Annotated in this window: 14 protein-coding genes and 1 pseudogene; 4 read left to right on the top strand and 11 right to left on the bottom strand. The window is 64.6% G+C overall.

All coding sequences use genetic code 11. The features are described 5' to 3' along the window. The first annotated feature begins 17 nt into the window (after window positions 1–17). The gene (locus CGLY_RS12610) at window positions 18–746 is read left to right on the top strand and encodes a FadR/GntR family transcriptional regulator (RefSeq protein ID WP_052540165.1); all 729 of its coding nucleotides are present in this window, start codon (window positions 18–20) and stop codon (window positions 744–746) included. Continuing rightward, on the top strand, window positions 743–1,957 hold the full coding sequence (locus CGLY_RS12605; RefSeq protein ID WP_038549913.1) for a CynX/NimT family MFS transporter: 1,215 nt from the start codon (window positions 743–745) through the stop codon (window positions 1,955–1,957). The genes CGLY_RS12610 and CGLY_RS12605 overlap by 4 nt, the downstream gene beginning before the upstream one ends. A 23-nt stretch (window positions 1,958–1,980) precedes the next feature. Here the strand turns inward: CGLY_RS12605 and CGLY_RS12600 are convergent, their stop codons facing one another. Genes CGLY_RS12600 through paaA form a run of 9 tightly spaced genes read right to left on the bottom strand, consistent with a single transcriptional unit; the run spans window position 1,981 to window position 9,511 of the window. Further along, entirely contained in the window at window positions 1,981–2,865 is an 885-nt protein-coding gene (locus CGLY_RS12600) for a 3-hydroxyacyl-CoA dehydrogenase family protein (RefSeq protein WP_038549911.1), read from the bottom strand. A gap of 1 nt (window position 2,866) precedes the next feature. After that, window positions 2,867–3,643 carry an enoyl-CoA hydratase/isomerase family protein gene (locus tag CGLY_RS12595; RefSeq protein ID WP_038549909.1) on the bottom strand — a complete coding sequence of 259 codons (777 nt, stop codon included), beginning with the start codon at window positions 3,641–3,643 and terminating at the stop codon, window positions 2,867–2,869. Further along, window positions 3,640–4,866, bottom strand: a complete 1,227-nt coding sequence (locus CGLY_RS12590) for a thiolase family protein (RefSeq protein ID WP_038549907.1) — start codon at window positions 4,864–4,866, stop codon at window positions 3,640–3,642. Before CGLY_RS12590 ends, CGLY_RS12595 begins: the two co-directional genes overlap by 4 nt. After that, the gene (locus CGLY_RS12585) at window positions 4,863–5,690 is read right to left on the bottom strand and encodes an enoyl-CoA hydratase/isomerase family protein (RefSeq protein ID WP_052540164.1); all 828 of its coding nucleotides are present in this window, start codon (window positions 5,688–5,690) and stop codon (window positions 4,863–4,865) included. The genes CGLY_RS12590 and CGLY_RS12585 overlap by 4 nt, the downstream gene beginning before the upstream one ends. Next, window positions 5,683–6,837: a 1,2-phenylacetyl-CoA epoxidase subunit PaaE gene (paaE, locus tag CGLY_RS12580; RefSeq protein ID WP_038549905.1), complete on the bottom strand. Its 1,155-nt coding sequence runs from the start codon at window positions 6,835–6,837 to the stop codon at window positions 5,683–5,685. Before paaE ends, CGLY_RS12585 begins: the two co-directional genes overlap by 8 nt. Next, a complete protein-coding gene (paaD, locus tag CGLY_RS12575; protein ID WP_038549903.1) occupies window positions 6,837–7,364 on the bottom strand; it encodes a 1,2-phenylacetyl-CoA epoxidase subunit PaaD in 528 nt (175 codons plus the stop codon). Before paaD ends, paaE begins: the two co-directional genes overlap by 1 nt. Next, window positions 7,358–8,182 (bottom strand): 1,2-phenylacetyl-CoA epoxidase subunit PaaC, encoded by an 825-nt coding sequence (gene paaC / locus CGLY_RS12570; protein WP_052540939.1) that lies wholly within the window; start codon window positions 8,180–8,182, stop codon window positions 7,358–7,360. The genes paaD and paaC overlap by 7 nt, the downstream gene beginning before the upstream one ends. 38 nt (window positions 8,183–8,220) lie before the next feature. Further along, window positions 8,221–8,505 carry a 1,2-phenylacetyl-CoA epoxidase subunit PaaB gene (gene paaB, locus CGLY_RS12565; RefSeq protein WP_038549899.1) on the bottom strand — a complete coding sequence of 95 codons (285 nt, stop codon included), beginning with the start codon at window positions 8,503–8,505 and terminating at the stop codon, window positions 8,221–8,223. Window positions 8,506–8,557: 52 nt separating this feature from the next. Next, complete coding sequence (gene paaA / locus CGLY_RS12560; protein ID WP_038549898.1) at window positions 8,558–9,511, bottom strand: 1,2-phenylacetyl-CoA epoxidase subunit PaaA; 954 nt, start codon at window positions 9,509–9,511, stop codon at window positions 8,558–8,560. Between paaA and CGLY_RS17835 the strand changes: the two are divergent. Next, window positions 9,450–10,181 (top strand): annotated as a pseudogene (locus tag CGLY_RS17835) (phosphatase PAP2 family protein); the annotation flags it as partial. The gene paaA and the pseudogene CGLY_RS17835 sit on opposite strands and share 62 nt — an antisense overlap. Before the next feature lie 49 nt (window positions 10,182–10,230). Here CGLY_RS17835 and CGLY_RS12555 read toward each other — a convergent pair. Beyond that, complete coding sequence (locus CGLY_RS12555) at window positions 10,231–11,931, bottom strand: AMP-binding protein (RefSeq protein ID WP_038549896.1); 1,701 nt, start codon at window positions 11,929–11,931, stop codon at window positions 10,231–10,233. A 122-nt stretch (window positions 11,932–12,053) separates the two neighbouring features. On the opposite strand from CGLY_RS12555, the gene CGLY_RS12550 reads away from it, so the two are divergent. Next, entirely contained in the window at window positions 12,054–12,638 is a 585-nt protein-coding gene (locus CGLY_RS12550) for a lipoprotein LpqH (protein ID WP_038549894.1), read from the top strand. A 45-nt stretch (window positions 12,639–12,683) separates the two neighbouring features. On the opposite strand, the gene CGLY_RS12545 is transcribed toward CGLY_RS12550, so the two are convergent. Further along, window positions 12,684–14,108: an alanine/glycine:cation symporter family protein gene (locus CGLY_RS12545; RefSeq protein ID WP_038549892.1), complete on the bottom strand. Its 1,425-nt coding sequence runs from the start codon at window positions 14,106–14,108 to the stop codon at window positions 12,684–12,686. Window positions 14,109–14,263: the final 155 nt, after the last annotated feature.

The following is a 14,263-nucleotide window of genomic DNA, read 5'->3' as shown; positions in this document are numbered from 1 at the left end:
CTGCTAGGCTGTTCTGCATGCCCAGGATTCAGCCGCACCCCACCTTGTCCGAGCAGGTCGCCGACCAGCTGCGGCGGCGTATAGCCTCCGGAGAATTCCCGGTCGGCGCGCTCATTCCCACAGAGAATGACCTGGCCGAGGATCTGGGTGTCAGTCGAAACAGCGTTCGTGAAGCCGTGCGTGCCCTTGTGCACGCTGGAATGCTCGGGGCGCGCGCCGGTTACGGTACCTTCGTCACCGCCACCAGTGATCTTGCCCCGACTCTTGCACGGCGTATTGACCAGGACCGGGAGCAGGACGTTGCCGAGGTTCGCGCGGTCCTTGAGCGCGAGGGTGCCAGGCTTGCGGCACTGCGGGCCACCGACGTGCAGATCGGTGCATTGAAAGACGCACTTGCCTCACGCGCCGTCGCCGCCGATCACGACGCCTACGCAGCCGCGGACATCACTTTCCATCGCGTACTCATGGAGGCATCGGGAAATGCCCTGCTGGCGGAGCTCTACCGCGGAGTAGGCGGTAATGAGCAGGCACTCCTGCATTTCTCCCATGAGGACATCAACGTCGCTGACCGTTCCGGCGCTATCGCCGACATCGACGCGGAACATGCCGCCATCGTCCAGGCCGTCGCCGACCACGAGGCCGACGCCGCCGCGGACGCCGCCACACGTACTGTTTCGCTGGTGCAGGACTACGCCACTATCCACCGGTCTTCACCTGACCAGGCACCGCGGGAGGCACAGCAATGACAGACGAGACCCCGGTGCGACACCGTACCGCTCCTACGCCCCCTGTCCCTGCCGTGCTCGTCGTGGCCGGGATACTTCTTGTCGCAGGCAACCTGCGTGCGGCGATCACCACTGTCGGGCCTGTACTCACCGACATCGAGGAGGATCTGGGCATCTCCTCGTCCGCGGCATCCTTTCTCGTTAGTCTGCCTCTGTTGGCTTTCGCGGTCGTGTCGCCGCTGGTGCCGAGACTGGCACACCGGTTCGGACTGGAGCGCATCATCGCTGTGGGACTTGCCGTCCTCGCCACGGGTCTGCTCGCTCGGTCGACGCCGCCGATCGCCCTGCTCTGGATCGGCACCCTCCTGATCGGCATTGCCATCGCGGTCCTGAATGTCGTGCTCCCCGCATTGGTGAAGCGCGATTTTCCTACGAAAATCGGTCAGGTTACCGGAGCGTATTCTGCAGTGCAGTCGGGGTGCGCCGCAATCGCCGCTGGTGTAGCGGTGCCGGTGGCGGGGTTGACGGCCCTGGGGTGGCGGTTGCCCCTGGGGATGTGGGCGGGCCTCGCACTGCTGGCCATTGCCGTCGTCCTTCCACAGCTGCGGAGGGGGAGCTCCACGTCCACCGTCGCGGCAACACCGGTTGCTGCGCGGGCCCCGGAACCGGTGTGGCGCCGTGCGCTGGCCTGGCAGGTCGCTGCATTCATGGGGCTGCAGTCCACTGTGTACTATGTCCTGGTCACCTGGCTCCCGTCGATTGAGCAGGACGCCGGAATCAGTGGGGCGACCGCCGGTTCCCATCTGCTCTTCTTCAATGTCTTCGGCATCGCCGGTAGTCTCGTCTGCTCTGCCCTGCTGGTGCGGTTGCGGGATCAGCGGGTCCTCGGAGTCCTCATTCCAGCGACTCTGCTCATCGCCGTCACCGGGATCCTCATTGCGCCCGGACTGACGGGGATCTGGGCCTGCATCGCAGGCATCGGTGGTGGTGCGAGTATCGTACTCTCGTTGTCCCTGTTCGGACTGCGGACCCGACACCACACCACGGCGGCCTCGTTGTCAGGAATGGCCCAGTCCGTCGGCTACATCCTTGCCGCCCTCGGGCCGGTTGCCGTCGGTGCCCTACATGATGCCACCGGATCCTGGACACCGGCGCTCACCATGCTCATCGCCGTGAACGTCGCGATGCTCTGGGCAGGGGTACTCGCAGGGCGGGACCGGACGGTGGACTGATCCGGACAGACCTATGCGTCACGTCAGGACGGGTACTCGTAGAAGCCTCGGCCTGACTTACGGCCCAGCTCCCCCGCACTGACTTTGTCCCGGAGTATCTGTGGTGGAGCGAACCGTTCCCCGAGAGTGGACTCCAGGTACTCGGCGATGCCGAGTCGGACATCGAGTCCGACGATATCGGTCAGGGCCAGCGGGCCGACAGGATGCTTGTACCCCAGGGTCATGGCGTTGTCGATGTCCTCCGTAGAAGCGACGCCTTCCTCGACCATACGCATTGCTTCCAGCGCAATGGCCACACCAAGCCGCGATGACGCGAAGCCGGGGCGATTCTTCACCACCACCGGTGTCTTTCCCAAGGCAGTGACCCACGTGGGAGCCTTTTCGGCGAGTTCCGCAGAGGTCGCGTCAGCGATCACCACCTCGATCAGCTTCGAGGCAGGTACCGGGTTGAAGAAGTGCAGACCACACACCTTCTCCGGACGGCCCGTGACGCCCCCGACCGCGGCAGCAAGATCGTCGACGGAGAGAGACGAGGTGTTCGTCGCAATCCAGGCAGAGTCCCCGACGACGGCGGCTGCGCGGGTGAGGGCCTCAGTCTTGATGGACATGTCCTCCGGGACCGCCTCGACCACGAGACCGCATCCCGCGAGGTCGGTGGTCGTCTCCGAGACGGTGAGACGCTCGAAGGTCTCGACCGGTGAGCCGGTAAGTTTCCCCCTGTCTGCAGAAGCCTGGATCTGGTCGATAACCCGGTTGCGTGCGGCTGCCGAGGCGTCCGGATCAGCCTCCAGCACGGTTACGGCGCATCCGGCGACGAGAAAAGCATGAGCTATGCCAGCTCCCATGCGTCCGCCACCGATGACCCCTACGACATCCGGCAAGGTGGAGGAGTGGTCAGGATCGGTCATGTTATTTCTTCTTTCTGTCGATGAAGGCCTGCATGCGGTCGAACTTCTCTTGTGACTCGAACAGGACAGCCTGGGCGAGTTCGTCGACGTGCGGGTGTGCATCGCGAGGCATGGAGAAGACACGTTTGGAGATGCGGACGGCCAGCGGATCCTGGGCGGCGATGCGCTCTGCCAGCGCGGCAGCGGCATCGACGAGGTCCTCAGGAGAGTGCAGTGAGAGCAGGATCCCGCTGTCCCGGCATTCCTCGCCGGTGAGGATCCGGCCGGCCAGAAGGATCTCCTTGGCCAGTTGTTCACCGGTGACCTCTTTGAGCCGCCAGAGACCACCGGCTGCGGCAACAATGCCGAGCCCGGTCTCCGGCTGCCCGAAACGAGTACCCGGGGTTCCGAGGCGGAAGTCTGCGGCGAGGGCGAGCTCTGCGCCTCCGCCCAGGGCTGCACCGTCAATCGCTGCGATAACCGGCATCGGCAGTTTCGCGATCCGGTCGAATACCTGCGAGTTGATCCCCCGCAGGGCATCGTCACGACGGCGCTCCCGAAGCTGGGTGATGTCTGCACCCGAGGCGAAAATTCCCCTGGGTCCGTTCGTGCCGTCAATCTGGCAGCCGGTAAGGACGAGCGTGCGGGGGCGTTCTTCGAGATCTGTGCACACGGCGTGCAGGTCGTTCACCATTGCCTGGTCTATGGCGTTGCGTACATCGGGGCGGTTCAGCCTGGCCACAGCATAGGTTGCTGCTCCGCGCGTCTCGTCGGTCAAGGAGAGTGTGGAGAACGTCATGCGTCCACCCGCTCAATGAGGATGGCCGTTCCCTGCCCGACGCCGACACACATCGTAGCCAGGCCACGATGACCGCCCTCCCGCTCAAGCCGGTTCAGCAGTGTGACAACGAGCCGGGACCCCGACGAGCCAAGAGGATGGCCGAGGGCGATGGCACCACCGGAGGCGTTGACGATATCGTCGCGGACGTCCAGGCCGAGCTCGCGCATACAGGCCAGGGACTGACTGGCGAATGCCTCGTTGAGTTCCACCGCGTCAAGGTCGTCAATGCTCCACCCAGCTCTGTCCAGGGCCTTCCGGGTGGCAGGGACCGGCCCCATGCCCATGATCTCGGGGGCGAGACCAACTGCAGCGTCGGTGACAACGCGGGCGCGCGGAGTCAGCCCGTAGCGACGGCACGCCTCACCAGAGGCGATGACCAGAGCTGAGGCGCCGTCATTGAGTGACGATGAATTTCCCGCGGTGACGACGCCGTCCGGACGGACAATCGCACGCAGGGTCGCCAGTGTGTCCAGAGTGGTGTCCGCACGCGGGCCTTCATCAGTCTCGATGACAGTCACTGCGCCCTTGCGACCGTGCACAGTGACAGGGGTGATTTCAGCGGCGAACTGCCCTGCCTCGATGGCAGCGAGCGCCCGGGTGTGCGAGCGAAGTGCGAAAGCGTCTGCATCCGTCCGGGTGATCTCTTTGACGTCGGCGACCTCTTCGGCCGTCTCCGGCATCGACAGGGTCCGTTTGTCGACCTCGAGATGCTTCGGATTCGTGAAGCGCCAGCCGATCGACGTGTCAAAGCTCGGTCCGGGCTTCGCCCACGCCGTGGATGGTTTCTCCTGGACCCATGGGGCGCGGGTCATCGACTCCACTCCACCGGCGACGATGAGGTCGGCGACGCCGGCCGCGATCTTGTGCCAGGCGTCGGCGACCGAACTCATACCGGAGGCACAGAGACGGTTCACGGTCATGCCGGGCACATGCTCGGGCCCGCCCGCGAGAAGCCAGGCCATCCGTGCGACGTTGCGGTTCTCCTCACCGGCGCCGTTGGCGTTGCCGAGGATCACCTCATCCACTGAGGACGGGTCGGCACCGGATTTCTCCAGGACGTCGGAGATGACGGCGGCGGCGAGATCGTCGGGACGTACCGACGCCAATGCACCGCCGTAGCGTCCCACGGGGGTCCGGCGTGCCTCGACAATGTAGGCGGCGCGGGAATCAAGGTGAGTCATCGGTGGGCCTTTCCGGTAAAGACAGGCGTCCGCTTTTCCTGGAAAGCGCGGAAACCTTCGGCGTAATCGGGAGTGTGGGACAGTCTGACCTGAGCGGCATTTTCGAGGGTGAGCGCCTCGCGGGGGCTGAGGGAGTCAGAATCAATGGTGGTCAGCAGTCGTTTGGATTCGAGAAAGGCGGCGGTGGGACCCGTCGCTGCTTTCCGGGCTGCTGACCGGGTGAACTCCAGGAGCTGGTCCTCAGGCACGGACCGGGAGAACAATCCTTCGCTGACCGCTTGTCCGCCGCTGATCAGTTCACCGCTGTAGATCAGGTCAAGGGAACGGTGCCTGCCGAGCCGGGACAGGAAATATGCGTGACCGCCGGAGTCCAGCGTCGCCCCGAGTGCGGCAAAGGGGGAGCCGAGCTTCGCCGTCTCGGACAGATAGACCACGTCACAGGCGATGGCCAACCCTAAACCGACCCCGAGACAGGCTCCATGGACGGCGGCGAATGTCGGTGCGGGGAACTCTTCCAGAGCATGGAGGACCGGTTCGAGGGTAGCCAGGTATCCGGAAGCGTCGTCGTTGTCGGGGGCAGTGCCGGTTACATCGCGTCCGGCGCAGAATCCGCGACCCTGCCCGCGTAGGACGAGGGAACGTACCTCCCCGCGCCGGGCCTGTGCAGTGGCGTCGTCCAGAAGAGAACGAAGCTCGCCGAGGTCACCTGCGGTCAGCGCATTGAGTTTCGTCGGAGCATCGAGGACGAGTTCCGCGACAGCGTCGGTCACGGACAGGGTGACGGTGGCGCGCCCGGTGTGGGTGTCGTCGTGCTGCTCAGGCATCGAAGTTCACACTCACAGCGTCGCTGGTCGGCCGGGACTGGCAGGTGAGGATGTACCCGGCGTCGACTTCATCCGGCTCCAGGGCGAAGTTCTCGTCCATGTCGCAGGTGCCCGTCACCAACTTCGCCCGGCAGGTGCCGCAGACGCCTCCGGCACAGGCGAAGGGGACATCCGGACGCTTGCGCAGCGCGGCGTTGAGAATGGTTTCCCGGGCGGACCGAGGGGAGTCCACAGTGGACGACGAGCCGTCCAAGGTGAACTCGACCTCGTATGTCGGCTCGTTGTCCTTGACCTCGACGACACGTCCGTGCTGACCGTCCGGACTCGACGGCTTTCCCGTGCTGAACAGCTCGAATCGGACGCGCTCCTCCGGGACACCCCGGTCTTTCAGCTCATCACGGGCAAGCTGCACCATGTCGAAAGGACCGCAGAGGAACCACTCCTCCACGTCCCCGGCACGGAGCATGCGGTCCAGCATGAGGGAGAGTTTCTCGTCGTCGACGCGCCCGGTGTGCAGTGGGCTCGTCCGGTTCTCACGTGACAGGATGTGGTGGACGGTGAACCGGTCAGGGTAGCGGTCCTTCAGATCGCCGATCTCTTCGGCGAACATCACGTCCACCGTCGACCGGTTGGCGTAGACAAGTTCGAAGGTGGCGTCGGGGGAACCGGCCAGCGTTGCGGTGGCGATCGCCATGACCGGAGTAATTCCCGAACCCGCAGCGAAAGCGACGAGACGGGCCCGCGGATTATGGTCGAGCTGTTCGGCGACGAGTTCTGCCGGGTCGTTCATCGCCGTGGTCCGCACTTTCTGGGTGAAGGCCCCCTGTGGGTTCATCACCTCGATGACGTCTCCGGCAGCCAGAGCCTCGTTGGCCCAGGTGGAGAAGACGCCGCCCAGGGTCTTTTTGATCGCCACCCGGATCTCGCCAGGCACCGGGGCGGCGCAGATGGAGTACGACCGCCGGACCTCGGTCCCGTCGATGGTTGCTCGTAGGGCCACGTACTGGCCCGGGACGTAGTTGTAGTCGGCGACCAGGTCCTCGGGCACCGTGAAACACACTTCCACGGCATTCTCCGTCAGGGGCCTGACCTCGGAGACCGTCAGGGGATTGAACCGGGCACGGGTGCGGGGGGTCGTGGTTGTCATCAGTGCACCTTGAAGTAGTCGAAGGGTTCGTGGCAGTCATTGCACACGTACAGCGCCTTGCAGGAGGTGGAGGCGAACCGGGTCAGTTCACGGGTGTTGTGGGACTGGCACCGGGGGCAGGGGACATCCGGACGGGGGAGACCGAGTTGCAGACTTACCGGGCCGGTGGGGGTGGAACGGTGGGTCGGCGGGGCGATGCCGTATTCCGTGAGCTTGCGTTTGCCCTCCTCGGTCATCCAGTCGGTGGTCCAGGCCGGGCTGAGCACGGTCTCTACCCGGATCCGGGAGTGGTCGAATCCGGTGCGTGCCACAGCGTCTGTGACGTCGGCGGTGATCTGGGACATCGCCGGGCAACCGGAGTACGTCGGTGTGATCGTCACCGTCACGGAGTCACCGTCGACAGCGACCTTCCGTAAGATCCCCAGGTCGGCAATCGTGAGGACGGGAATCTCCGGATCTGTGACCGTTGCCGCGGCAGCCCATACCTGTGTCTGTGTGTCCGGTGCAGTCGAGTCGGCGGTCACCATGTCGCTCCCGGGTGTTGGCGGGCCAGCGACTGCATCTCGGTGATGATGTAGCCGCGGTGCTCACTGAACCGTCCTGTTCGGGCGTATCCCAGGTCGGCGGCCGCCGGCACGGTGGGCACCGACAGTCCGGCCTTCTCGATCACCGTCGCCAGGTGGGCGTCCACGGTCTCTTTGAGAGTCGACGGTCGGACGATCGCCCCCGGCGACTTCTCGTTCGCCCGGTCGATGGTCTCGGTGTCGGTGAACAGCTCATCCTTGTACGGCCACATTGATTCCAGCCCGGCCTGTATACGGCGGTGGGATTCGTCGGTGCCCAGACCGAGACGCAGTAACCACTGGATGGCGTGGTCGATGTGGTAGCTAACCTCCTTGACGGCCTTGTCCGCGATAGCGGCGAGCATGGGGTCGGTGGAGGCGGACAGTCGTGAGTAGAGCTCGCCGGCGTAGAGGCTGAAGATCAACTGGCGTGCGATCGTGTGGCCGAAGTCCCCGTTGGGTTGTTCGACGAGCCGGCAGGAGCGGAAGTCTTCTTCGTCACGGAAATAGGCCAGCTCGTCCTCGGTTTTTCCCCAGGCGCTGCCTGCGTAGGTATAGAGGAACCGGGCGTGGCCGAGGACGTCGAGGGCGATGTTGCCCAGGGCGACATCCTCCTCCATCTCCGGCGCGCGCGAAATCCACCACCCCAGGCGTTGGGAGAGGACCAGCGAGTCGTCGGCGAGCTGGAGAGCGTAGTCAGCGATTTCCCGCGAGGCATTCCCCCCGGTGCTCGCAATCATGTCGGTGACCTGCTCGGCAGTGATCGCGTCGCCGACGGACATGTGTGTGGCGGAGTCCGTGCTGACAGCAGTGGTGGTATTCACAGGTGCTTCACCCCTTCTGAGGCGGTGTAATACGTCGCGTGGCGGTAGTTCTTCCCGGAGGACGACTGGAAGTAACCGCCTTTGGAGTCCGGGTCGGACGCGGTGATCGCCGCTGACGGAACAACCCAGACTGACGTGCCTTCATTGCGACGGGTGAAAAGGTCACGGGCATTACGCAGCGCCATGGTCTCGTCGGGAGCGTGCAGGGAGCCAGCGTGGACATGGGAGAGACCCCGGGTCGACCGGACAAATACTTCCCACTGCGGCCAGTTGGTGGACATAGTGTTCCTCTTCTCTTTCGTCTGTCTACAAGTCAGGCACGTGGTCAGGCGGTCAGGCGCTGATCAGTGCGGTCTCGACGGCGTTGGAGCGCTCGGCGTAGGCGGCGGCGGCATCGCGGACCCACGCTCCATCGGCATGGGCCTGACGCCGGTGCTCCATGCGCTGCGTATTGCACGGGCCGTGGCCCTTGATGACGGACATGAACTCGTCCCAGTCGAGCTCGCCGTAGTCGTAGTGGCCGCGTTCCTCGTTCCACACCAGGTCGGGGTCGTCGAAGCTGAGCCCGAGTGCCTCCGCCTGGGGGACGATCGTGTCGACGAAACGTTGACGGAGCTCGTCGTTGGAGAAACGTTTGATCTTCCAGGCCATGGACTGTTCGGAATTGGGGGAGTCCCCGTCGGGTGGGCCGAACATCTGCAGGGCAGGGCCGTAGAAACGGTTGATCGCCTCGTGTGCCATCTGCTTCTGAGCAGCGGTGCCGTTGGCCAGGGAGTGCAGGATCTCCCATCCCTGACGCTGATGGAAGGACTCCTCCTTGCAGACGCGTACCATGGCCCGCCCGTACGGGCCGTAGGAGCAACGGCACAACGGAACCTGGTTGACGATCGCGGCGCCGTCGACCAACCACCCGATCGCACCGATGTCGGCCCAGGTACGCGCCGGATAATTGAAGATCGAGGAGTACTTTGCGGTGCCGTCCAACAGTTGTTGCACCAACGTGGCCCGGTCGGTTCCGAGGCTCTCGGCAGCGGAGTAGAGGTAGAGGCCGTGGCCGGCCTCGTCCTGGACTTTGGCCATAAGAATCGCCTTGCGCTTGAGGCTGGGGGCCCGTGAGATCCAGTTGGCCTCAGGTTGCATACCGATGATCTCCGAATGCGCGTGCTGTGAGATCTGGCGGGTCAGGGTCTTGCGGTACTTCTCGGGCATCCAGTCTGTCGATTCGATGCGGGCGTCGTTGTCGATGAGCTCGTTGAATGCCTGGTCCGGTGTCGTCGTGGCAGTCATGGTTACCTCCGGTCGTTGCCTCGGCCATGAACTGACCGATCGTTCGGTAAGTGTAGGGCGGAGCGTGATGGATTGTCAACCGAAACTTCCGGTCGGGCTGACTGGGATCAGGGGCACCAGGTTGGTAGCGTTCAGCCCAATGTCGAGATCAGCTATTGCCCCACGCACCGCCGGCACCACCGGTGCCGTCGTCCTCGTCCTGGTGTTGACTGCCGTCGTGACCTACCCGGTGCGTGACGCCCTGTACCGGACGGTCGCGGAAGGGACTGCGGAATCACCGCTCAGTGGGGCGGTGAGCGTGTTCACCGAAGCGGCGCTTCTCGCTCTCGTCGCAACGGCGGGGATCGTTGCAGTGTGGGCGCTGGTCCGTGACCACGGGGTACTGCGTCGCCTGGTGATCGGAGGTCTGGGCGTTATTGCTGCGTACCTGATCAGTGAGGTGACGAAGAATATCGTCCAGGAGGCGCGCCCGTGCTCGGTCGGCGACGTCGCCACTGTCCTCACGTGTCCGGAAGCGGGCAGTTGGGCATGGCCGTCGAATCACTCCACTATTGCGGCAGCTTTCGCCGTGGCCTGCGCTTTCGCTCTGCCGGCGTTGGGGTGGTTCACTGTTCCTTTGGCCGTTGCGGCGGCCTTCAGCCGTGTCGCGGCAGGTGTCCATTACGTGCATGACGTCGCCACGGGCCTGGCGCTGGGCCTGGGCGTCGTCGTGCTGGTCGTTATTCTTCTGGACCGCGTCGTGCCCCGGGTGGATTCTCTCCCTGGTTCTCGCTACCTGCCTCGTCACGCAGCACGTTTTTCCGGACCTTCCCCGTCGACGTCCGGGGTAGCTCCTCGATGACACGGTAGTCGCGCGGGACCTTGTAGCCGGCGATCAGGCCGCGGCAGTGGTCGATCACCGCCTGCTCGAGTGTCGCGTCCGGCTCGACCCCGGGGGAGAGGACGACATAGGCACGTAGCGCTTCGCCCCATGTGTCGTCGGGGACGCCGATGACGGAGACATCGGCGACCGACGGGTGGCTGATGATCGCCTGTTCCACCTCAATGGTGGAGATGTTCTCCCCACCGGAGATCACCACGTCCTTGGCCCGGTCGAGGACCTGGATGTAACCGTCGGGGTGTTTCATCGCCAGGTCCCCGGAATGGAACCACCCGCCGAGGAAAGCCTCTGCGGTGGCGTCCGGGTTGTGGAAGTACTCGCGCATGACGATATTGCCGCGCATCACCACTTCACCCATCGTCTCTCCGTCCGGCGGCACATCGACCAACGTCACGTCCTGCGGCGCGTTCTTTGCGACCTGCTCGACCACGCGAACCTCTTCACTGGTGACCATCGCCAGGCCTTGGCGTGATTTCAGTGTCGCCCGCTCTGCCGTACTCAGTGCGGACCACTCCGGTTGCGGGGCACAGGCGACTGTGGGGCCGTAGGTCTCCGTGAGTCCGTAGACATGGATGACGTCGATGCCGAGGTCTTCACAGGCGCTGATCACCGTCGGGCTCGGCGGAGCTCCGGCCGTGGCGATCGACAGGTTGGTGACCGGGTGTGCGTCGTCGGAGCCGACGATCGTCGCCAGGACCGCCGGTGCGCCGCACAGGCTGCTCACGCCTTCGTCGTCGATGAGACGCCAGATCTCCGGGCCGCGTACGGCGCGTAGTGCGATCTGTGTCGACGTGGCGGCCATTGCGGCCCAGCCGGTGCACCAGCCGGAGCAATGGAACATCGGCAAGGTCCACAGATACACGGTGTCGCGGGTGTAGTTGTGCGTCATCACCATGCCGAGGGCCGCGAGGTAGGCACCGCGGTGGGTGTAGACGACGCCCTTCGGGCGTCCGGTGGTGCCGGAGGTGTAGTTGATGGCGATCGCCGCATCCTCGTCGACGACAGTGAAAGTCAGCCGGACGTCGGCATCGCCCCCGTTCCCTTCGTCACCGCCGGCGATGAAGTCATCGAAGGTGGTGACCACACCGGAGTCGGGGAACTGGGGTTGGGGCTGTGAGCCGTCCTCATTGTGGATGAGTACGAAGGTATCCACCAGCCCGGCGCTGCCCAGGGTGCGACGGCAGGCGAGGATCAGGTCCTGTTCACCGAACAGAATGCCGATGTCGGCGTGGTCGCAGATGTACCGGACTTCGGCCGGGGCCAGCCGGGTGTTGATCGGAACCAGTACACCACCGGCGAGCGGGACGGCGAACTGGGCGAGGAGCGCCTCGTAGCTGTTCGCTGCGAGCATGCCGACGCGCGCTCCCGGGCGCAGGCCGCGGCGTTGCAGTGCGCCGGCGAGACGGAGTGCGTCCTGACGCATCTCCTCGAACGTGATTCGGCGTGGGCCGTCCACGCAGGCGGTGCGGTTCGGGTAAATCGTGGCGCTGCGGTCCAGGAAGCGGAGCGGGGTGAGGGCGACATTCAGGCCGGCAGTCATGGAGGTCCTCGGGATAGGAGATGGTTTCCCAGAGGATAGCGCCCCCTGTTGGTGCTACGACGGTGAAACCCGGAATTCCTCTACTATCGGATGGGAAACATCCGCCGAGGGAAGGAACCGCCGTGAACATCCGTACTACCCGCCGACGTACCGCCGCCGCTGCACTGGGAATCGCCGTTGTCGGTGCGCTCGCCGCCTGCAGTGACGATAACGGTGGCGACAATGCCTCGGACACGACTGCTCCGGAGACTGTTACCGAGACGGTTACCGCCGATCAGGGGACCCCATCGGACACCACATCAGATAATGCGACGGGCACCGAGACGCAGACCTCGGAGAACAATGCCGCGGGCGGCGACGGTGGCAGTGTCGCTACGCTGGTCTTCGACGGAACCGACCTCGCATCGCAGTTCACCAACGTGCAGTGCAGGGAGGACGGTTCGGACGAGTTCGAGATCGACCTGTGGAACGACGACAGGACGGACCATGTCGAGGTGGACCTCGACGTCCGGGACCAACCGCGCGTCGACGGGCTCGGTGTCGACCGTGAAGGCAAGGAGTGGGAGTCCACCGACGCCCAGGAGCGCGACGCCACCGTCGAGATCGACGGCGACACCTACCGCGTGAACGGCCAGCTGGAGGTTGATGACGATCATCCGGATGCCGGTGACGTGGCAGACCTCGAGCTTGAAGTCAGCTGCGTCTGACGCACCTGACGGGGAAATGCCCCTCGCGTGCTGACGGGGACGGGGTCAGCGCCACGGGGATTTCTGCTCGATGAGGAACTTCTCGACGTCGGTCGCCGAGGCCTTGAGTGCCGGATCGAAATCCAGGTACGCCTTGGTTTCCCGGGCCACCAGTCCGGAGAGGATGAGCATGCCGATGAGGTTCGGCATGGCCATCAGTCCGTTGGCGAGGTCCGAGAACGTCCATGCAACGCTCAGTTCCATCGTGGCACCGACGACCACGACGCAGGTGAAGATCACGCGGTAGGGGACCGTGGCGTGGTCCCCGAAGATGCGTTGTGCGTTGCGTTCGCCGTAGTAGGACCAGCCGACGATGGTTGAGAATGCGAAGAAGACCAGAGACAGTGTCACGATCCAGGGGCCCCAGTCACCCAGGACTGTGCCGAAAGCCTTCGCGGTCATGTTTGCAGCATTCGCTTCGCCGTCCTGCCACACACCCGTACTGATCAGAATCAGACCGTTGAGGGTGACGAGGATGATGGTGTCGATGAACGTCTGGGTCATCGACACCAGACCCTGGCGCGTCGGGTGGGTGGTCTTCGCCGCGGCGGCGGCGATAGCCGCTGAGCCCATTCCCGACTCATTGGAGAAGATGCCGCGGGCGACGCCGGTCTGCAGGGCGAGCAGGATGCCGGCGCCCACGAAGCCGCCGGCGGCGGCAGTACCGCTGAAAGCATCAGTGAAGACAAGTCCGAGTGCGCCCGGAATTTCCTGGATGTGCCCGATCAGGACGATCACACCGCTGCCGAGGAAGAGGATGATCATCATGGGGACGAAGCCTGACGTGACACGACCGATAGCGGTGATGCCGCCCAGCAGGACTGCGCCCAGCAGAACGAACATGACGATGCCGGAGACGATCGGCTCGACACCGAAGGTGTCCTCCAGCCCGGCGGCGACGGCGTTACCCTGGGTCATGTTTCCGATACCGAACGAGGCGACCACCGCGGCGATGGCGAAGAACCAGGCCAGGAACTTCCCCAGCGGCCCCTTGATTCCCCGCTCGAGGTAGCGTTGCGGGCCGCCTGACATATTGCCTTTCCCGTCCGTCACCCGGAAACGGACGGCAAGGAACGCCTCGGAGTATTTTGAAGCCATGCCGACGAGACCGGTGACCCACATCCAGAACAAGGCGCCGGGGCCGCCGATGGCAATCGCGGTGGCCACACCAACGATATTTCCCACGCCGACGGTGGCGGCCAGTGCGGTGGTCAGAGACTGGAACTGCGAGATGTCGCCTTCTCCGCCGTCGTCGCTACGGTCAATGAAACCCAGCCTCAGAGCCTTCCCCAGCTTGCGGAACTGGATTCCTCGGAGACGGAACGTCAGCACCAGACCGGTGACGAGAAGGAGCGGGATGAGAAGCCAGGGGCCCCAGACGAAGTCGCGTACTGCGCCGAGTCCGTCCTCGAAGCTGGCGGCGAGCACCATGTCAGATGTTTGCATGAGAGAAAGATATCCTGCCTGTGTTTCCGTCAGGTAATGAACAGGGAAGTTTCTCTGCCCGGGGGTGAGACCGCCGCAGCTGTGCGCGCACTGTGAGCGCGGGAGCCGTGCATGCCAGTTTGCTGGGAATGGGGACCTGC

It is taken from the genome of Corynebacterium glyciniphilum AJ 3170 (assembly GCF_000626675.1).
Lineage (GTDB): Bacteria > Actinomycetota > Actinomycetes > Mycobacteriales > Mycobacteriaceae > Corynebacterium > Corynebacterium glyciniphilum.
Note: the sequence above shows the minus strand (reverse complement) of the source record. Positions and strands in the feature narration are given on the sequence as shown.